A 20,250-nucleotide genomic window follows, 5' to 3' on the forward strand; every position below is an offset into this window, starting at 1 on the left:
CTATGCTCGGTCCATGCTGCGCATTCCCACATCCACCGCCTTGCCGCTGTTTGATACGGCGGCCACTCGCACCCTGGAACAGCAGGCGGCAGCCAGACTGCCCGCGCACAGCCTCATGCAACGCGCGGGCGCGGGCCTGGCACGCCTGGCACGCGCCATCGCTCCCCATGCACGCTGCATCTGGATAGCCTGTGGCCCCGGCAACAACGGCGGCGATGGCTTGCAGGCAGCCGCCTGGCTGCAACAAAGCCTGAATGCGGCGCCAGAAAAGGCCCGCAGTTGCCGCATTCTGGTCAGCTGCGTGCGCGAACGCGCCCACATGCCAGACGATGCACGCGCCGCCTGGGACGCCGCCCACGAAGCCGGCGTGCAATGGACCGAGCACATGCCCGCCGACATGGGGCCACAGGACTTGTGCATTGACGCATTGCTGGGCATCGGCCTGCGCCAGCCAGACGCCGCAAGCCCACGCACCAGCACGAATGAGCGTCTGCTCACTCTGCTGCGCAGCCTGCAGTCCAGCACCAGCCCGGTCCTTTGCGCGGACATAGCCTCCGGACTGGATGCCGACACCGGGCAGTACCTGCCTGGATTCGCACCCCCGAACGCCCCAGCCAGCGCACGGCACACGCTGGCACTGCTGACGCTGCAGCCCGGACTGTTCACAGGAAGTGGCCGCGATGCCTGCGGCCAGATATGGTGGGATGACCTGGACACGGGACTGGCGAAAGGCGAGCCAATCCTCACTCCCTTGCCCTGCGCACAACTGTTCTCACCAGGCGCCAGCACCCCGCGCCCGCATGCCAGCCACAAGGGAAGCTTTGGCGACGTGGCCATTCTTGGCGGAGAGGGGCTGGGACAGCGCGGCCTTTCCATGACCGGCGCCGCCTGGCTGGCTGCCCTGGCCGCGTTGCATGGTGGCGCGGGGCGCGTGATGCTCGCCCTGCTCGATGCCTCGGCCGGCTCAGGCCAGGCCACCGCGCCCTGGCCCGAAATCATGCTGCGCAGCCCCGAGGCGCAGGACTGGCGCAGCACCACCGTGGCCTGCGGATGCGGGGGAGGCATGGCGGTGCGCACCTGGCTGCCCCAGATACTGGAACAAGCCCCCAGGCTGGTGCTGGACGCAGACGCACTGAATGCCGTTGCCGAAGATGAATCGCTGGCCTCGCTCCTGAAAGAGCGCCGCCAGCGCGACCTGCACACGGTGCTGACGCCACACCCGCTGGAGGCCGCCCGCCTGCTGAAGACGAACACCGCACAGGTCCAGGCACAGCGGCTGCACGCCGCCAGGCAGCTGGCGCAACGCTTCGACTGCACCGCGCTGCTCAAAGGCTCCGGCACCGTGATCGCCGGGCCCCAGGGAGAGAGTGATGCACCGCTTTGCTGGATCAATCCCACGGGAAACGCCCGCCTGTCGACCGGAGGAACCGGCGATGTGCTCGCCGGGCTGATTGCCGCGCTGTGGGCCCAGGGCCTGGAGCCCACGCAGGCAGCAGCCCTGGCGGCCTGGCGCCATGGATTTGCAGCAGACCATTGGCCTGCGCACATCCCGTTCAGCGCCAGCGCACTGGCCCAGCAGCTCGGGACATAAAAACCCTCAGGACTTGCGCCGGGGCTTGGATGTGTTGCCCGTCACCTTGGACTTGACGGCACCCAAGGCCTTCTTGCCCAAGGCGCGCAGTGCCTGCACCGGCGACGGTGGAGGCAGCTGCGGCAGGCCGTGGGCAGCAGCATCCGTGGCCGCAGGCTTGCGTGCCTCGGACTTGCGCGCCTCGGACGCCCGGCCTCTGCGGGGTCGCGCAGCAGAGCCAGCGGATGATGGCTCCGCAACCGCCTCGCCCATATCGCTCTGCCGCGCCGTGGTAGCCGGGCGCGGCTGGGCATTCGCATATTCAGCTTCCAGCGCGGCCAGGTTCACACCCTTGACCATGGCCTTTTTAGACGCCTTGCGCCCCTGCTTGCCGGCCGACGCCGCTGCATCAGACTCAGGCCTTGCACCGCCGGAGCCTCCCGAATTGCGCTGCGCCCGCTTTTCCTTGGCATCGCGGCGGCCCCATTTTTCGCCCTGATGGGTTTCCGTGCGCGCCGGCGCCCTGCCGGGCCGGCCCGAGGCCGGCTGCTCTTCGCCATCGCGCACCAGGCGGAAATCGATGCGCCGGCCATCCAGGTCCACGCGGCTGACCTGCACGCGCAGCCGCGTGCCGATGCCATAGCGAATGCCCGAGCGCTCGCCGCGCAGTTCCTGGCGCGCCTCGTCAAAGCGGAAATAGTCGCCGCCCAGCTCGGTGATGTGGACCAGCCCCTCCACATACATGGCGTCGAGCGTGACGAAGATGCCGAAGGTGGTCACCGCAGAGACCATGCCGCCAAACTCCTCGCCCAGATGCTCGCGCATGTACTTGCACTTGAGCCAGGCTTCGACATCGCGGCTGGCCTCGTCGGCCCGGCGCTCGTTGGCACTACAGTGCAGGCCAGCGGCTTCCCAGGCCTGGACCTCGGCGGCGGGCGCGCGCTTGCGCGGCTTCTGGCCGGGTGGGCTGACGCGTGATGCCAGACGCTTGGCCAGCTTGGCCTCGGCTTCTCCGGGGGTGGGCAGCTCGGGCAGGCGATAGTGCGTGCCTTCGAGCTCGGCCTTGATCACGCGGTGCACCAGCAAATCGGGATAGCGACGGATCGGGCTGGTGAAGTGCGTATAGGCATCGAATGCCAGACCGAAGTGGCCCGAATTCTCGGGCGTGTAGAAGGCCTGCATCATCGAGCGCAGCAGCATGGTGTGGATCTGCTGGGCGTCGGGACGGTCCTTGGTGGCGTTGGCAATGGCCTGGAACTCGGACGTGGCCGGGTTCTCGCTCAGCGCCACACCGACCCCCATGGCCTTCAGATAGTTGCGCAGAATGTCCTGCTTTTCCAGCGAGGGCTTGTCGTGCACGCGGAACAGGCCGACGCGACCGCTTTGCTCGATGAAGTCCGCACTGCAGACATTGGCGGCCAGCATGGCCTCCTCGATCAGCTTGTGCGCCTCGTTGCGCGTGCGCGGCACGATCTTCTCGATGCGGCCGTTCTCGTCACAGACGATCTGCGTCTCCGTGGTCTCGAAGTCCACGGCGCCGCGCGCCTCGCGCGACTTGAGCAGCGCCTGGTAGACGCCATGAAGATTGAGCAAGTCACCCACGCGCTCCGAGCGCCGCGCAGCCTCCGGGCCGCGCGTATTGGCCAGGATGGCCGCCACCTCGGTATAGGTGAAGCGCGCATGGCTGTGCATCACCGCCGGATAGAACTGATAGGCATGGATCTCGCCCTTGGCGGTGATCAGCATGTCGCAGACCATGCACAGGCGGTCCACATCGGGGTTGAGCGAGCACAGGCCATTGCTCAGCTTCTCGGGCAGCATGGGGATCACGCGGCGCGGGAAATAGACGCTGGTGGCGCGGTCATAGGCATCGATGTCGATGGCGCTGCCCGTGGTCACGTAGTGGCTCACATCGGCAATCGCCACCAGCAGGCGCCAGCCCTTGCTGCGCCCGACCTTGGCGGGCTCGCAGTAGACGGCATCGTCGAAATCGCGCGCGTCCTCGCCATCGATGGTCACCAGGGGCACATCGGTCAGGTCGATGCGCTTCTTGCAGTCGGCAGGCCGCACCCTGTCCGGCAGCGCCTTGGCCTGCGCCAGGCAGGCATCGGAAAACACATGCGGGACGCCGTACTTGCGCACCGCGATCTCGATCTCCATGCCGGGATCATCGACTTCACCGAGCACTTCGATGATGCGTCCCACGGGCTGGCCGAACAGCGCAGGCGCCTCGGTCAGTTCCACCACCACCACTTGGCCGATCTTGGCCGATCCTGTCGCATTGGCGGGGATCAGGATGTCCTGGCCGTAGCGCTTGTCCTCGGGCGCCACCAGCCACACACCGCTTTCCTGCAAGAAGCGGCCAATGATGTTGTGCGCAGGGCGCTCGATGATCTCGACCACACGGCCTTCAGGCCGGCCGCGGCGGTCCTGCCGCACGATGCGGACCTTCACGCGGTCCTTGTGCAGCACGGCACGCATTTCATTGGGGGGGAGGAAGATGTCGCCTTCGCCGTCATCGCGGATGACGAAGCCATGTCCGTCGCGGTGCCCCTGCACACTGCCCTCGATTTCGTCGTTCACATCGGCGCTTTTGGCGTGAGGGTTCATTTTCTTGGTATACAATCTAAATCTTTCCTGAGATGCCCAGGTGGCGGAATTGGTAGACGCACTAGTTTCAGGTACTAGCGGGTAACTCCGTGGAGGTTCGAGTCCTCTCCTGGGCACCAAGTTTAACGACAACCTGCAGAGGTTGCGGTGAACTAAGGAACTATCTTCAGCAGAAGGCAGTTCCCTGGCTTCATGACTTGGTAGATGACAGTCTCAAGAAAAAAATCGAAGATCGGGATACTTCTGCAAAAAAATGCAGTAAAATTTCAGCTTCAGTAAGCCCAGGTGGCGGAATTGGTAGACGCACTAGTTTCAGGTACTAGCGGGTAACTCCGTGGAGGTTCGAGTCCTCTCCTGGGCACCAAACATGAAAAGGCCGTTGCACACGCAACGGCCTTTTTCTTTTCTGATCGCTGAAAGCCGATGACAAGGGCATCTCGCCAAGAAAAGTTCAGGAAAATCTTTGCAAACCTGCCCGGCACATCGCTTTCACGCTATATAATTTGCGTACTCTGAAATGCCCAGGTGGCGGAATTGGTAGACGCACTAGTTTCAGGTACTAGCGGGTAACTCCGTGGAGGTTCGAGTCCTCTCCTGGGCACCAAACATGAAAAGGCCGTTGCACACGCAACGGCCTTTTTTCTTTGCCTCGCCGGCACCGTCGCAAGCCCCTCCCCCATCCCGCAGAAATTTCTCAAAAACTTGGGAAATCGGCTTCAGACGGAGATTTCGCGCTATATAATTTGCTCACTCTGAAATGCCCAGGTGGCGGAATTGGTAGACGCACTAGTTTCAGGTACTAGCGGGTAACTCCGTGGAGGTTCGAGTCCTCTCCTGGGCACCAAACATGAAAAGGCCGTTGCACATGCAACGGCCTTTTTTCTTGGGCGCTGCAGACGCATCGACCCCAGAAGATCGCATCCATGGCACAAAAAAAAGGGAGCCAGCGGCTCCCTTCCTGGATGAGAGGATCACCTCCCGTGCATCACTTGCGCAGCAGTTGCTTGAGCACGTTCTGCAGGCGACGCGCGCTGGCATCATCGCGCGGCGATGCCAGCACCCGGGCGGCATCGTTGCCCCAGGTTTCCTGCGGAGCAGGATCGTTGCGGCGCGTCAGCAGCTGCAGCTGCAGGGCACGGCGGGCGCTCAGATGTTCCGCAGGCGTGGGAACGTCGGCGGCCATTTCAAGGCGCAGCAGGGCTTCGCCCGCGTCTCCCTTGGGAGCCTGGCCCAGGGCCTGCGACCAGGCACTGCGCACTTGCGCAGACACACGGCCGCCAAGCTGCTGGGCGGCCGGCATCTGGGCAGCATCACGCGACTCCCACGCCGCCATCAACTGGGTCAGTGCTTCACCATGGGCCTGGGCCGCGAGCTTGCGCAGGGCGTCCTGGGCATGTTCCATGGCTTCACGCTGGGCGCGGAAGGCGGGGTCCGCCAGGCGCGGTCCGCGCTCTTCGCGCGGCTCGCGGCCGAAACGGCCACTGTCGCGGCTGTCTCGGCCATCCCGGCCGTCGCGGCCACGGCCACCATCGCGGCGGTCGCCAGGACGGGCAGCGCGTGCACCGCCCTCTTCCTTCTTCATGCCAGGACGATCGTCGCCGCGCACGGCAACCACGGGGCGCACCGGCACCGGCTTGGCTTCGGATTCTTCCGAACCCGCTGCAGCAGCGGCAGGCTCCTGTGCTGGCTGGGCCGCATTCACGGAAGCATCGGCACGGCCACGCAGCGCTTGCTCCAGAGCCTCCACCGCAGCGCGGATTTGCTGCACATCACCCGAGGTGTTGGCAGCTTCCACGGCCTGCGACGCTTCCAGCACGCGGCGATCATGGTCGCTGAGCGCCACGGCGGCGGCGCGGGGGCCCCGCTCGGTGCCCTTGCGGTTGAAGGCTTCGTCCAGTGGCTTGCGGAAGGCATCCCAGAGCTTTTGCTCGTGCTTTCGGTCCAGAGGCACGGCCTGCGCCTCGGCCTGCCAGCGCTGCTGCAGGGCCTTGACGGCGTCGATGCGCAGGTTGGGCGCAGCGCCCAGCGCCGTGGCTTCGTCGATCATGGCGTGGCGACGCTGCAGGCTGGCCTTTTGCGCGGCATGCAACGGAGCCTCGGCCAGGGCCATGGCCTGCTTGAACTGGGGTTGCAGTTCGGCAAACAGCTTCTCGCCGATGTGGCCGCTTTCACGCCAACGTTCAGCGAACTGGCGCAGTGCGCGCGCCGCGCCCTTGAGGTCTTCGCTGGCGGACTGCTGCGCTGCCCAGGCCTTGATCTCTTCGATCAGCGCCAGGCGCTGTGCCTTGGACTGGGTGGTTTCGGTGCGCAGCTTGTCGTGCCAGGACTCGACCACCTTGTGGGCCGTGTTGCAGGCTTCGTCAAACTTCTTCCACAGTGCGTGGTTGGCTGCGCTGCCCTGGTCGGCCAGCTTCCATTGCTCGCGCAGGCTGCGCAGCGATTCCTGGATCTTGCGGCCACCCAGCGCCTGGCCTTCAGGGCGGTTCAGCAGGGCTTCGGCCTTGGCAACCAGTTCCTCGCGCAGCTTGTCGGCGTTCTGGCGCGGCCAGCCTTCGGACTCGCCAGCGGCCAGAAGGGCCTCATGCACCTTGGTGACCAGTGCATCGTCCACCAGGCGGCCATGGGCCTTGATGGCGGCGCGCACGGCCTGCACGGCGGCGGAACCGGCCTTGCTTTCGCCTGCAGCCGTCTCGGCCTGGAGCTGCTCCAGCGCCTGGGTCAGTGCACTGCTGGCAGCAGCCACTTGCTCAGGCGATGTCTTCGCCTTGGGCTGGGCTGCGCTGCGGGCAGCGGGAGCGGGCTTGGACGGCTCGGCAGCCGCTGCCTCGGGAGGCAGGCCACGCGCCACGCGCAGCTCATCGGCCCACACGGGCACGGTGGGCAGCGGAGCGGCTTCGTCGGCGGCGGCAGCTTCGGTCAGCGCCAGTGCAGACTGGAAGGCATCCCAGACCAGGATCAGTTGTGCGCTGGCGGCTTCCAGCTGGGGCGGGAAACGTCCGTCCACGCTGGCCCAGTTGTCATCGCCAGTCAGTTCGCCGGCCTGCTCCTGCCAACGGGCCACGTCGGCGCGCAGGTTGTCGAGCACAGCCTGGGCATCGCGCCAGGGCTTGGTGGACAGGACCTCGATGCGCTGGGCCAGCAAAACGGCCACTTCGCGCTGGACCTGCACGCGGTGCTGCAGCTCCTCGATGGCCTTGACACGCTCGGCCAGCTGGGCCTTGTGCTGCGACAGAGGTTCACGCGACAGCGGGGCACCCGCCTTGGCGGCGTCGCGCTGCCAGGCGATGGCGTCGGCGGCATTGAAGGGCGATGCGACCAGCAGCGCCTGGGCCTTTTCAGCCCACTCCACTGCGATCTTTTCCTGGTCCTTGGTGCGGCGGATCTCGTCCAGGCGCTCACGCACGGCACGGGCCGCGCCCTTGTCGCGCGCGCTCAGTTCCTTGAGGACGTCCTGCAATTGCTCGACCGAAGGCTGGGTTGCCAGCCAGTCGCGGATGCGCGCGGCGCGATCACCCGAGGTTTCGGCGGAGAAGGCACCGCCCGTGAGCACATCCAAGGGGTGTTGTTCGGGATTCTTGGCAGAAGCAGGGCTCACTTCAGGTGCATCGGACATGGTGCTGCGGGGGGAAAGAGAAGACATGAATCAATCGTTGAATGTCTGGCTGCCGCGGGCCGCCAGACGCGGCCGGCCAGGCCGCATGCGGGCATGCTAGCCGGACCGGGAAAACCATATTCTCGCCGTTATTTGAAGCGGAGCCAAAACCGGGCTACTGCGTGGACAGGCTGAGCTGGGCGCGCGGACTCCATTCCTGGTCGTCGGAGTCCAGTTTTGGAGCCCCCAGAAACAGGCGCTCAAGCGGCAACTGCTGCTGGGCAAGGTAGTCGCGCACGGCCACGGCGCGGGCCAGCGCCAGTTCGCGCATGGCGTCGTCGGGCACGGCAATCTGCTCCAGCAGCAGACTTCGCATCTGGTCGGTGGGCAGGTCCTTGGCCATGCCGATGACATTGCGCGGCTTGGCAAAGTCGGCGCGACTGTACAGCGCCTTGGTCAAGGCCGGCACTTCGGAGGCGGGCAACTCGGTCACGGACTCTGCCGATTTGCCGTCGCGCAGCACCTGGCGGCGTTTCTGGGCGAGCAGCAGGCGATCGAGCTCCGCCTGCTTCCAGGCCTCTTTGTCCTGCGCCTCGCGCGCCTCGCCGATCACGGTGAGCTTGAGGGCCGGGCGATCCTTGAGGGAGGCAACCACCTTGTCCAGGCTCTCGCGGGCCTTGCCGTCGATCTGGGCACGCCCCGGCGCGAAGGCCACCACGCCCGATTCGCTGCCGCCCCCAAAAGCGCCCGACAGCAGCGAGAACGGCGAGGTGATGGCCTTCATGATCAGGTTGCCAATGATCTTGAAGATGACCGGCGCCAGCCTGAATTGCGGGTCGTTGAGCGAGCCGCTGACCGGCAGGTCCAGGTCGATGACTCCGTTGCGGTCAGCCAACAGCGCCACCGCCAGGCGCACGGGCAGCGAGGCGGGCGCGCCTTCGACAGCTTCGCCGAAGGTGAGCTGATGCAGCACCAGCTTGTTGCGCGCCGTGAGCTGGCCATCGGGCTCGATCTTGTAGTTGACGTCCATGCTGAGCTTGCCGCGCTCGATCCCGTGGCCCGCGTACTTGATGGAGTACGGCGACAGCGGGGGCAGTTCCAGGTCGCGCATCTGGGCTCGTATGTCCAGGGCCAGCGGCTTGGCCAGGGGATTGACCTGGCCGGTGATCTCCAGCGAAGCCGTGCCCTGGGCGCGGCCGCGCAGTTCCACATCCGCCAGTTGCGGCGCCTGCTGGCTGGCAGGCTGCTCGGACGAGAAGGCGCTCAGGCGACCCGCCAGCTCGCTGAGGTCGGCCGAGTAGTTGGGCTGGATGAAGTAGTCGGAGAACTGGACCCTGCCGCCCGTCAGCACAATCGGCCCGATCTTGATGACGGGCGCAGGCCCGGAGGCAGCCTGCGGCGGCGCCGGTTCGGCGGAAGCCGCCGTGCCATCCGCGGCCGGCGCGGCGTTCTGCTCCAGGGACTGCTGGGACTTCGCCGATTTGACGATGTCCTGCAGGTTGATGCGCCCGTTGCGCTGAACGATGACGCGCGCAAAGAAGTCACTGAGAGCCGTCTCGCGCACGCTCAGGCGCAGCGGCTGGGCGGGCTGCATCTGCAGGTCAAGGCCGCGCACGGCCAGCGTCTTCCAGGCCAGCAGTTCATCGCGCAGGCCGAGTCCCAAGGCAACCGACTGGGCCTTGGCCCGGTCGGCCGTGGACTCGCTGAGCACGGCAGCCACGGCACCTGCCGCCGTGCGTGGCGCGCCCTGCCCTGCGGCCTCGCCCGCTGCTTGCACGGGAGAGGCCAGCGCGGAGCGCATGCGCAGATCCACGAGCTCGACATCCCCCTGCACCGCCAGCTCGGGGCCGGCCGGTTGGCTGACAAAGCGCAGTTGTCCGAGGAAATTTCCGTCGGCACGCACCAACTCGACATTGAGCATGTCGGCAAAGTAGGGCTCCAGCGCATGCAGCGGCAGGCTGCGCGCCTGCAACTTGCCCTGAAGCGACAGCGGCGCCAGCCCCAGGTCCCCCCGTAGGCTCAGCGAGCCCGCCTGGACACGCCGGCCCGAGCTGACCTGCGCGGACAGCTCCAGCGGCGTGGGCGCGGATTTGGCGGCCAGCGGCTCGATGGCGCCCATGCGAAGGCGCAGTGAACCCAGGTCCAGCGACACGGTGCGCGCGGAATCCGCGTTGCGCACGGGCGCTTCGTCACGCAGCGCAATGGCGCCGCCATCGACCTCCACCGCCTGCAGCTTCAGGCCCCAGGGCCGGGACTTGTCCTTGCCGGCGTCCTGCGATGCGGGTGCCGAGGAGGCGGGCGGCAGCCATTGCTCGTACATCCACCGGCCCTGGGCATCGCGCAACACGGCCAGCTGCGGCTTTTGCAATGCCAAGCGGCCAACGGAGACCTGCTGGCTGGCCAGATTGACCTGCACCTGCTCCAGCTGCAGGTGCGCGATATCGACGGGCGCGGCCTTGTCCTTGAGGCTCAACTGCTCCACGCCCAGCCCGGCCACCTGAACCACCATGGCGGAACCGTTCCAGCCCAGGCCGGCGTCGGTGCTCAACAGGCCCGTCAGCTCGGGTCTGATATGGGCAGACAGGTACGGTGCTGCCAGTTGCAGTGGCAATTGCCGCGCGGAGATGGCCAGTTGGCCCTGCTTGTCGGTCAAGGCGCCTCGCAGCTGCAACTCTGCAGGTTTCGCCCCCTCCCCCGCCGATTCGGGCTGCACCTGCATGCTGGCAGCAAGCTGCAGCGGTTGCTCCAGGGGCCAGCGGATATCGCGCGCCTGCAACGACAGCTCGCGCGCCTGCAGCGCAGCGCCCGACTTTCCAGCGTCGGGAGCGGCATCGCGCCAGTGCACCGTGGCATTGGCAACGGACAGCCTGTCCAGGCTGACCTTCCACGGCTGGGGCGCGTCGGAGGCAGGCTTTTCCGCTGCCGGCCTGGCATCCGGGGAGGAAGCACCCCCCATCGCCGTCCAATTGATGCGGCCTTGCGCATCGCGGGCCGCAAAAATCTCGGGAGCGCTCCACTGCACGGACTCCAGCTCCGCAACCGACTGCAGCGGCTGCACGTTCTTGAGCACGGCGGCTAGGCGCTCGAAGCGCAGCAGGGGGGCGCCGTCGCGGTCGTGCAGCTCGGCGCCGGACAGGCTGACCTCCCCGGTGATGCGGACCACGGCCTGCTCGGCCTGCTCAAAGGAGATGTGCAGGTTGGCATCCAGCACGCCGGAACGCGGCTTGACAGGCGCGGTGACGGGCACATAGCCCAAATAAGGTGTCAGGTCCACGCCCTGCCAGCTCAGATCGACAGCGGTCTGGCGCTGCTCGGTGAAGGGCGTGCTCTGGGCGCTCGATTCAAACCGGCTGCCGTTGAGCGCAAAGGACAGGTGCGGGAGCACCTTGATCTCGCGCTTGGACTCCAGGTTGCTGATGAAGGGCAGGCGCAGCTGCAACTGCTCGAGCATGTGCTGGCGCTGCTGGACCTCGTCCTGCAATTCCACGCGGCCGTCGCGCAGCGCAATGTTGTACAGCGCAAAGCCCACGGGCCTGGAGGGCGGCGTGTCGCCGGGTTCGGCCAGCCTGGCCAGCACATCGTCCACATCGAAATGCCCCAGGCTCTGCTGGGTCAGGCGCAGCACCGGCGCATCGACCTCGATGGCATCCAGCACCGGCGCCAGCCGAAACAGCGACTGGATACTGGCATTGACATAGATACGGTCGATCTGAAGCTGGGGGGACGAAGATGCAGACGGCACGGACTCCGGCGCCGCGCCTTCCGCCTGGCTCCTGGCAATGCTCAGGTCCCGCAGGGTCAGCTCCAGCGACCAGGGCCGGAACTCCACTGCACCCACACGGACCTGACGACCCAGCTTGGCCGATGCCTGCTTTTCCAGTTGACTCTTGGCCACAACGGGCACCAGCGCCCACAGCAGCAGCCACAGCAAAAGGAACGCCACAAGGGCGATGGCCAGCCTGCGCAGCCAGCGGTGCTTGAAGAGAGATTGCATGGGGCTCTGGTAACTAGTACAGCCCTCATCCTGGGACACAGGACAGGGCAACGGCTGCATTGCACCAGAAATTGGGGCGGCAGCAACGGCTGGGTCCGCACCACGGCACATTTCTTGACGTTGCGGCCATCCTTGAACGACAAAGCCCGGAAGCCGTGAACCGGTTTCCGGGCTTTACGGCGGGCACAAGTCCCGACCGTTTTCCGCAGTCAAGGAGAGGATGGTCCTTGCTGCTTGGAAGCAAGAGATTGCTTCCAGGAAGGCCGCGGAAGAAGACTTGAACCACGGTGTCCGCACTATCGAACACCACTTTTACCTGTCTTCCACCTTGGCGAGACGACTGCAGGAGCAGTCGCCTCCAATATAGAAGGACGCAGGGTCGGCCTGCCAGTGCTTTTGCATTTCATTGCAATTTCATGACGCACTCTGAAAACGGCGGAAGCGGCGTACATCGGTAGCACGCCACCCGCTCTTCAAGACCTCAAAACTGTGTTTACATCCATGGTTTGTTATTATTCATTGATCTAAAAAGTTGATTTCATAGTGTTGACCGTGTATTTGGTGAACTCCTAGAATCCGCCAGCGCTCGAATAGAGCGTTTTTTGTTTCTGCTGCCTCACGACTGAGCAGATCCCGCAGGCCTACAACGCAATGGCGCACCAAGCGCCAGCCTCCCGGATCCGCAGCACCCAATCCAGGGTGTCAGCCTCACCGGCCTTCGCTTCGGCGAAGGCCGTTTCGGGTTGGTGCCCCTAGAAAGGAAAAAGCTATGCCAGCGTCAGGAAAATTTTTCGCCGCCGCGCGAACGTTCGCCATCGATGTGGCCAACGGTTTTCTTGCCATCATCCACAACAGCTTCGCCCTGCTGGGCCTTGCTGTGGCCTTCATGGCCATCACCTTGTTCGCCCGCCCTGACCTGCGCGATGCCGGAGAGAGCCAGCTGCGCTCCTGGCTGACCGCTCGCCAGATGGCCGAGCTGGGTGTTCCCGTCGAACTCGCTGCCAGCGATCGGGCGACGGCGACCAACCCCAAGAACCTGCCCAAGGAGCAGGCAGCCGTGGCCTTCTGGCTCAGCAAGAAGTACCGCGTGGCGCCTGAGCCGATCGCGGCACTGGTCAGCGAGGCCTATGACCTGGGCAAGGTCAACCGCCTGGACCCCACGCTGATCCTGGCCATCATGGCCATCGAGTCCAGCTTCAACCCGTTTGCGCAAAGCGCTGTCGGCGCGCAGGGCCTGATGCAGGTGATGACCACGGTGCATACCGACAAGTATGAGAACTTCGGTGGCCAGAATGCTGCCTTCGACCCGGTCAGCAATCTGCGCGTGGGCGTGCGCGTGCTCAAGGAATGCATCGAGCGCGCCGGCTCCATCGAAGGAGGCCTGCGCTACTACGTGGGCGCGGCCAACCTGCCCACCGATGGTGGCTACGCCGCCAAGGTGCTGGCCGAGCACCAGCGCCTGCGCATGGCCGCCGGCCTGCGTGCCGTGCCTTTGATGACCGCCAAGGTCGATCAGCCCCGGCAGGCCGTACAGATCGCCTCCACCAAGCCGGCCACCCCCGTGGCCGAGGCCTCGGTCCCGGCAGCAGCGGCTGCGCCTGCAGCCGTGCCGGTCAGCTCGAGCAACACCTCTGCCCGCTCCGAGCAGGTGGCCCTTCAGTCCCAGGAGCCGGCGCTGTAGCCTGACTTCCCGGCATAGTGAGTGCACAGCTGGCCAAGGCCAGCTTTTTTCATGCCCGATCCAACTGCAGGCGGCCCACGCAAACGCCTTCTGCAACGCCCCTGCCAGGTCTTCGGCGCCACCGGCTCAGCTACACTAGCGGGGTACGCAACTGGCGATAGGCGCAGCCGCTTCACGCACCGCTGCCGCTGACGTGGAAACCAGCAGAAGGCCCGAGAAGGACCACCTTCTGTGAACCACCGGGGAGCGTACCGCCCAGCCTCCATGCGCACGCGGGATCTGGAGTGTTCCGCCGTTCGCCTGGGCAGCCCTTGGCCTCAAGGGAATTTCAAGTTCACAGGACTGCCATGTTTCAACGCACCAATACCGTCGAGAAGGTCGACGCCGAAGTCTTTGCCGCCATCCAGGCCGAGAACCTGCGTCAACAAGAACATATCGAGCTGATCGCCAGCGAGAACTATTGCTCGCCTGCCGTGATGGAAGCCCAGGGCTCCCAGCTCACCAACAAGTACGCCGAAGGCTATCCGGGCAAGCGCTACTACGGCGGCTGCGAGAACGTCGATGTGGTCGAGCAGCTCGCCATCGACCGCGTCAAGAAGCTGTTCGGCGCCGAAGCCGCCAACGTGCAGCCCAACTCCGGCTCCCAGGCCAACCAGGCCGTGCTGATGGCCTTTGCCAAGCCCGGCGACACCATCATGGGCATGAGCCTGGCCGAAGGCGGTCACCTGACGCACGGCATGCCGCTGAACATGTCGGGCAAGTGGTTCAACGTGGTCTCCTACGGCCTGAATGCCGAAGAAGCCATCGACTACGACAAGATGGAAGCGCTGGCGCGCGAGCACAAGCCCCGCATCATCGTGGCCGGCGCATCGGCCTACGCCCTGGCCATCGACTTCGAGCGCTTCGCCAAGATCGCCCGGGAAGTCGGCGCCATCTTCTGGGTGGACATGGCCCACTACGCCGGCCTGATCGCCGCAGGCGTGTACCCCAACCCCGTGCCCCACGCCGACGTGGTCACCACCACCACGCACAAGAGCCTGCGCGGCCCGCGCGGCGGCGTGATCCTGATGAAGGCCGAGCACGAGAAGGCCATCAACAGCGCCATCTTCCCCGGCCTGCAAGGCGGCCCGCTGATGCATGTCATTGCCGGCAAGGCCGTGGCCTTCAAGGAAGCGCTGTCGCCCGAGTTCAAGACCTACCAGGAACAGGTCGTGAAGAACGCCAAGGTTGTCGCGGAAACGCTGACGGCACGCGGTCTGCGCATCGTCTCCGGCCGCACGGAAAGCCACGTCATGCTGGTGGACCTGCGCGCCAAGGGCATCACCGGCAAGGCGGCCGAAGCCGCGCTGGGTGCCGCCCACATGACAATCAACAAGAACTCCATCCCCAACGATCCCGAAAAGCCGATGGTGACCAGCGGCATCCGCGTGGGCACGCCCGCCATGACCACGCGCGGCTTCAAGGAAGAGGAAGCCCGCCTGACAGCCAACCTGCTGGCCGACGTGCTGGAGAACCCCGCCGACGAAGCCAACCTGGCCCGCGTGCGCGCCCAGGTGGCCGAGCTGACGGCCCGCTTCCCGGTCTACGGCGCCTGAGTTGCACGCATAGAGGCCTGCCATGAAGTGCCCGTTCTGCAGCCATCCGGACACCCAGGTCGTGGAGACCCGTGAGGCCGAGGATGGGGCTTCATCCGCCGCCGCCGCCAGTGCGGCGGCTGCGACAAGCGCTTCACCACCTACGAGCGGCCCGAGGTCAGCTTTCCCGCCATCGTCAAGAAGGACGGGCGGCGCATCGAGTACGAGCGCGCCAAGCTGCTGGGCTCGTTCAAGATCGCGCTGCGCAAGCGCCCCGTGAGCACAGAGCAGATCGATGCCGCGATCGAGCGCATCGAGGAGCGGCTGCGCAACCTGGGCGAGCGCGAAGTGCTCTCCAGCCGCCTGGGCGAGATGGTGATGCGCGAGCTCAAGCTGCTCGACAAGGTCGGCTACATCCGCTACGCCAGCGTCTACCGCAGTTTCGAGGATGTGGACGATTTCAAGAACGTCATGGATGAGGTGCGCAATCCCGGTTGATCAGGCCGGCAGGACGCAAGAAAGCCGCCCTTGGGCGGCTTTTTCTTTGGTGGCCTGGCAGTGCTTTCAGGGTGCGGCGGCAGGGATGGGAGCCAGGCCCGAATCCACGTCACCGCACTGTGCGCGGTGGCGCAGCGCATGGTCCATCACCACCAGGGCCAGCAGCGCCTCGGCGATGGGCGCTGCGCGGATGCCGACGCAGGGGTCGTGGCGACCCTTGGTGATGACCTCGGTGCTCTGGCCCTGCACGTCGATGGATTCGCGCGGCGTGATGATGGAACTGGTGGGCTTGATGCCTATGCGCACTTCCAGGTCCTGGCCCGTGCTGATGCCGCCGACGATGCCACCGGCGTTGTTGCTGCGAAAGCCTTCGGGACTCAGCGAGTCACCGTGCGTGGTGCCGCGCTGGACCACGCTGTCGAAGCCGGCACCGATCTCCACGGCCTTGACCGCGTTCAGGCCCATCATGGCGTAGGCGACGTCGGCATCCAGGCGGTCATACAGCGGCTGGCCCAGGCCCACCGGCATGCCGCTGGCCTGCACGCGCAGCGCAGCGCCGCAGGAGTCGCCCGACTTGCGCAGCGCATCCATGTATTCCTCGTATTGGGACACATCGGCCACCGGCGCAAAGAAGGGGTTGTTGCGCACATGCTCCCAGCTCTCGAAGGGCAGCGACAGCTCGCCCACCTGGGTCATGCAGGCGCGGAACTCGGTGCCGAACTTTTCCTTGAGCCACTTCCTGGCCACGGCACCAGCGGCCACCGTGGGGCCGTCAGCCGTGCCGAGGAACGGCCGCCGCCGCGCGGATCACGGATGCCGTATTTCTGGAAGTAGGCGTAGTCGGCATGGCCGGGACGAAAGCTCTGCGCAATGTTGGAGTAGTCCTTGCTGCGCTGGTCGGTATTGCGGATCAGCAGCGCGATCGGCGTGCCCGTGGTGCGGCCTTCGTAGACGCCCGAGAGGATTTCCACCGCATCGGGCTCGTTGCGCTGGGTCACGAACTTGCTGGTGCCGGGACGGCGGCGATCCAGTTCTTGCTGGATATCCGCTTCGTTCAGCGCCATGCCGGGCGGACAGCCGTCGATGACGCAGCCTATGGCCGGGCCATGCGATTCGCCGAAGTTGGTGACAGTGAATAGGGTGCCGAAGGTGTTGCCGCTCATAGGCCGACGATTATGCCCGGGTAGCCCGCAAGCGCCGTGCCCGCGGCGGCGGTGCATTGCGCAGGCAGCCATCGTCCAGCAAAAACAAATATAGCTATCGGATTGCAAATATTCATAGTTAAAATTGCAATCCACCCTTTTTCAACCGCCTGCGGATCACTACACAGGCACCAGCCGCAAACTGCGGGAGGTTCGTGAAATGCAGGCCTCTTACGACTCAACGCAAAGCCAGGATCACAGCGACCCTGCGCGCAGCACTCCACCGGCATCGCCAGGCCTTCAGCACAAGGACGAGGAGCAGGACCTTCGCCCCTCGCTGCTGAATGTGCTGCTGACATCGTCCAGCCCTGGCGATTTCAGAACCCGCAACAGGCTTGCCCAGGCCAAGCAGTACATGCGGGCCCGGCTCGACGACCCCGAGCTCAAGCCCTTGCAGGTGGCCCAGGACATGGGCATGTCGCTGCGCAGCCTGGCGCGGCTGTTTGCCACCGAAGGCCTGACCCCGAGCCGCTGGCTCTGGAACGAACGGCTGGCCCAGGCGCACCTGCTGCTTCGGGCAGACAATGCGCGGCGCGTGACGGACGTGGCGCTGGCCTGTGGCTTCACCAGCTTCTCGCACTTCAGCCGCGTCTTCAGACAGGCCTATGACGTGCCGCCCAGCGCCTTGCTCAAGCCCAAACGCCGCCGGGTGCACTGACAGGTCCTGCGGCCCATCCATTCGCTGTTCACGCGACTGTCTGCTTTGCGCCCTGCGCGCAAAGACAAAGGCCTCCGCCGCATTTTGCGTTCGGAGGCCTTGCTGCCCAAGGTGAAACGGTCGAATGGTCGAAAGGTCGATATCGCCCCGATGATCAGTCCGCGCCCTGGCGCTCGCCCTCGGGCCAGTCGCGGATGTAGGCCTTGAGCATGCGGTTCTCGAAGTTCTGGCTGTCCACCACGGCCTTGGCCACGTCGTACAGGCTGATCACGCCCATCAGCATGCGCTTGTCCATCACCGGCATGTAGCGTGCGTGGCGGTCCAGCATCATGCGGCGCACCTCATCCATGTCGGTTTCCATGGTGCAGGTCATGGGAGCGTCGTCCATGGCCGAGCGCACCAGCGTCTCGCCCACCCCGCCGTGCTTGACGAAGCCCTGGATCACTTCGCGGAAGGTCAGCATGCCGACCACGTCGCCATGCTCCATGACCACGAGGGAGCCGATATCGCGCTCCGACATCACCTGCACCGCGCTGGCCAGGCTTTCGTCCGGCGACACCGTGTAGAGGGTGTTGCCCTTGACGCGCAGGATGTCACTTACTTTCATGCCGTATCTCCAAATTTGTCTGTGTCGCCGTGGTTGCGGCAAGCCCGTGTCTGACAGGAAATATAGCCCACAATGCCCGCTTGCCTTGACAACCATGGAGACAGGAATGCCCGGCTACTCGGACCCCGGCTTTGACACCCTGGCGCTGCACGCGGGCGCACAGCCCGACCCCGCCACCGGAGCGCGCGCGACGCCCATCCACCTCACGACCTCGTTCGTGTTCGAGTCCAGCGACCATGCGGCCTCGCTGTTCAACCTGGAGCGCCCAGGGCACGTCTACAGCCGCATCTCCAATCCCACGAACGCCGTGCTGGAGCAGCGCGTCTCGGCCCTGGAAGGCGGCGTGGGCGCCATCGCCGTGGCCAGCGGCCAGGCGGCGCTGCACCTGTCGGTGGCCACGCTCATGGGCGCGGGCAGCCACATCGTGGCCAGCACGGCGCTGTACGGCGGCTCGCAGAACCTGCTGCATTACACGCTGGCGCGCTTCGGCATAGAGACCACCTTCGTCAAGCCCGGCGACATCGACGGCTGGCGCGCTGCGGTGCGCCCCAACACCAAGCTGTTCTTCGGCGAGACGGTGGGCAACCCGGGCCTGGATGTGCTGGACATCCCCACCATCAGCGCCATCGCACATGAGGCCGGCGTGCCGCTGCTGGTGGACTCCACGCTGACCTCGCCCTGGCTGATGAAGCCGCTGGAGCACGGCGCGGACATCGTCTACCACTCGGCCACCAAGTTCCTGTCGGGCCACGGCACGGTGGTCGGCGGCATCGTGGTGGATGGCGGCAGCTTCGACTGGGAAAAGTCGGGGCGCTTCCCGGAGCTGACCGAGCCCTACGACGGCTTCCACAACATGGTGTTCAGCGAGGAAAGCAGCACCGGCGCCTTCCTGCTGCGCGCGCGGCGCGAAGGCCTGCGCGACTTCGGCGCCTGCATGAGCCCGCACACGGCCTGGCTGATCCTGCAGGGCATAGAGACGCTGCCGCTGCGCATGGAGCGCCACATCCGCAATACCGAGAAGGTGGTGCAATTCCTGGCCAGCCATCCGCTGGTGGGCCGCGTGGGCCACCCGCTGCTGGAGACCCATCCCTCGCACCAGCTCGCCAAGAAGCTGCTGCCGCGCGGCGCGGGCTCGGTGTTCAGTTTCGACATCAAGGGCAACCGCAACCAGGGGCGCAAGTTCATCGAGACGCTCAAGGTCTTCAGCCACCTGGCCAACGTGGGCGACTGCCGCAGCCTGGTGATCCATCCGGCAAGTACCACGCATTTCCGCATGAGCGACGAAGCACTGGCCCAGGCCGGCATCGGCCAGGGCACGATACGCCTGTCCATCGGACTGGAGGATGCCGACGACCTGATCGATGACCTCAAGCGCGCCCTCAAGGCCGCTGAAAAGGCAGCGTGAGCCGACAAGGGAGACACCAACAATGAAGATCGATGTTCAGGGCCACGCCATCTACGCCTATACCGGCGGCAAGGCCTTCAACCCCGCCCAGCCCACGGCCATCCTCATCCACGGCGTGCTGTGCGACCACAGCGTCTGGGCCCTGCAAAGCCGCTACCTGGCCAACCACGGCTGGAACGTGCTGGCCATAGACCTGCCCGGCCACTGCCGCAGCGCGGGTGACGCGCCCGCCAGCGTGGAGGCAGCAGCGGATTTCATCGGCCAGCTCATGGATGCGGCAGGCATCGGAAAGGCCGCGCTGGTCGGCCACAGCTGGGGCAGCCTGATCGCCATGGAAGCGGCCGCGCGTCTGGGCGCGCGCGTCAGCCACCTGGTGCTGGTGGGCACGGCCTATCCGATGAAGGTCTCGCCCGCCCTGCTGGACTCCGCACTGAGCACGCCAGAGCAGGCCATCCGCATGGTGAACGTGTTCTCGCGCGCCACGCTGGCGCCACCCAGCGGCGCAGGCAGCTGGGTGTTCGGCGCCGGCATGGCGCTGGGCCGGCGCGTGCTGGCCAGCAATGACCGCACCAACCTGCTGCACACCGGCTTCAAGGCCTGCGACAGCTACGCGGGCGGCGAGGCGGCCATGGCGGCGCTGCAATGCCCGGTCCTGTTCGCCCTGGGCGAGCAGGACCAGATGACGCCGCCCAAGGCCGCCAAGGGCCTGATCGAGGCGGCCCGGGGCGCGCAGCGCCAGGTCAGCATCGTGCACCTGCCCAGCGGCCACAACCAGATGACCGAGGCGCCCGACCAGACGCTGTTCGCCATCCGGGATTTCCTGGCGCGCTGAGCCCGGCCGGGTCCTGCCCGCAGGGCC

The 20,250-nt window shown here is 65.9% G+C and carries 10 protein-coding genes, 4 tRNA genes, 2 pseudogenes and 1 riboswitch; of the genes and pseudogenes, 11 read left to right on the forward strand and 5 right to left on the reverse strand.

What is annotated here, in order from left to right:
• Positions 1-13 precede the first annotated feature (13 nt).
• Complete coding sequence (locus tag CLV01_RS23235; protein ID WP_099733102.1) at positions 14-1,591, forward strand: NAD(P)H-hydrate dehydratase; 1,578 nt, start codon at positions 14-16, stop codon at positions 1,589-1,591.
• A 6-nt stretch (positions 1,592-1,597) separates the two neighbouring features.
• Here CLV01_RS23235 and rnr read toward each other — a convergent pair whose 3' ends face one another.
• Positions 1,598-4,180, reverse strand: a complete 2,583-nt coding sequence (gene rnr / locus CLV01_RS23240; protein ID WP_099733101.1) for a ribonuclease R — start codon at positions 4,178-4,180, stop codon at positions 1,598-1,600.
• Between the two features lie 34 nt (positions 4,181-4,214).
• Between rnr and CLV01_RS23245 the strand changes: the two genes are divergently transcribed.
• The 4 genes from CLV01_RS23245 to CLV01_RS23260 all read left to right on the forward strand — a co-directional run bounded on the left by CLV01_RS23245 (position 4,215) and on the right by CLV01_RS23260 (position 5,024).
• Positions 4,215-4,299: transfer RNA gene (locus CLV01_RS23245), tRNA-Leu, on the forward strand.
• A 160-nt stretch (positions 4,300-4,459) separates the two neighbouring features.
• Positions 4,460-4,544, forward strand: a tRNA-Leu gene (locus CLV01_RS23250).
• A 155-nt stretch (positions 4,545-4,699) separates the two neighbouring features.
• Positions 4,700-4,784, forward strand: a tRNA-Leu gene (locus CLV01_RS23255).
• Between the two features lie 155 nt (positions 4,785-4,939).
• Positions 4,940-5,024, forward strand: a tRNA-Leu gene (locus CLV01_RS23260).
• 141 nt (positions 5,025-5,165) lie between these two features.
• Here CLV01_RS23260 and CLV01_RS23265 read toward each other — a convergent pair.
• Together CLV01_RS23265 and CLV01_RS23270 are read right to left on the reverse strand one after the other, a co-directional pair.
• A complete protein-coding gene (locus CLV01_RS23265; RefSeq protein ID WP_043819031.1) occupies positions 5,166-7,793 on the reverse strand; it encodes a DUF349 domain-containing protein in 2,628 nt (875 codons plus the stop codon).
• Positions 7,794-7,947: 154 nt separating this feature from the next.
• Entirely contained in the window at positions 7,948-11,766 is a 3,819-nt protein-coding gene (locus tag CLV01_RS23270; protein ID WP_099733100.1) for a DUF748 domain-containing protein, read from the reverse strand.
• A gap of 769 nt (positions 11,767-12,535) precedes the next feature.
• Between CLV01_RS23270 and CLV01_RS23275 the strand changes: the two genes are divergently transcribed.
• The 3 genes and pseudogenes from CLV01_RS23275 (at position 12,536) to nrdR (ending at position 15,519) form a co-directional block, all read left to right on the forward strand.
• Positions 12,536-13,447, forward strand: coding sequence for a lytic transglycosylase domain-containing protein (locus CLV01_RS23275; protein WP_013801441.1), 912 nt, complete (start codon positions 12,536-12,538; stop codon positions 13,445-13,447).
• 137 nt (positions 13,448-13,584) lie between these two features.
• A riboswitch (ZMP/ZTP riboswitch) is annotated at positions 13,585-13,760 on the forward strand.
• Between the two features lie 34 nt (positions 13,761-13,794).
• Positions 13,795-15,042: a serine hydroxymethyltransferase gene (gene glyA / locus CLV01_RS23280; RefSeq protein ID WP_034396192.1), complete on the forward strand. Its 1,248-nt coding sequence runs from the start codon at positions 13,795-13,797 to the stop codon at positions 15,040-15,042.
• A gap of 22 nt (positions 15,043-15,064) precedes the next feature.
• A pseudogene (gene nrdR / locus CLV01_RS23285) lies at positions 15,065-15,519 on the forward strand (transcriptional regulator NrdR).
• 66 nt (positions 15,520-15,585) lie between these two features.
• Here nrdR and aroC read toward each other — a convergent pair.
• Positions 15,586-16,682: pseudogene (gene aroC, locus CLV01_RS23290) on the reverse strand (chorismate synthase).
• 199 nt (positions 16,683-16,881) lie between these two features.
• Here aroC and CLV01_RS23295 point away from each other — a divergent pair.
• Positions 16,882-17,379, forward strand: coding sequence for a helix-turn-helix domain-containing protein (locus CLV01_RS23295; protein ID WP_099733099.1), 498 nt, complete (start codon positions 16,882-16,884; stop codon positions 17,377-17,379).
• 154 nt (positions 17,380-17,533) lie between these two features.
• On the opposite strand, the gene CLV01_RS23300 is transcribed toward CLV01_RS23295, so the two are convergent.
• Entirely contained in the window at positions 17,534-17,986 is a 453-nt protein-coding gene (locus CLV01_RS23300; protein WP_012206758.1) for a CBS domain-containing protein, read from the reverse strand.
• Positions 17,987-18,092: 106 nt separating this feature from the next.
• Here CLV01_RS23300 and CLV01_RS23305 point away from each other — a divergent pair, with 106 nt between their 5' ends.
• Both CLV01_RS23305 and CLV01_RS23310 read left to right on the forward strand, forming a co-directional pair.
• Positions 18,093-19,391, forward strand: a complete 1,299-nt coding sequence (locus tag CLV01_RS23305; protein ID WP_012206759.1) for an O-acetylhomoserine aminocarboxypropyltransferase — start codon at positions 18,093-18,095, stop codon at positions 19,389-19,391.
• 22 nt (positions 19,392-19,413) lie between these two features.
• On the forward strand, positions 19,414-20,223 hold the full coding sequence (locus CLV01_RS23310) for an alpha/beta fold hydrolase (protein WP_012206760.1): 810 nt from the start codon (positions 19,414-19,416) through the stop codon (positions 20,221-20,223).
• Positions 20,224-20,250: the final 27 nt, after the last annotated feature.

This window comes from Delftia sp. 60 (assembly GCF_002754395.1).
GTDB classification, from domain to species: domain Bacteria; phylum Pseudomonadota; class Gammaproteobacteria; order Burkholderiales; family Burkholderiaceae_C; genus Comamonas; species Comamonas acidovorans.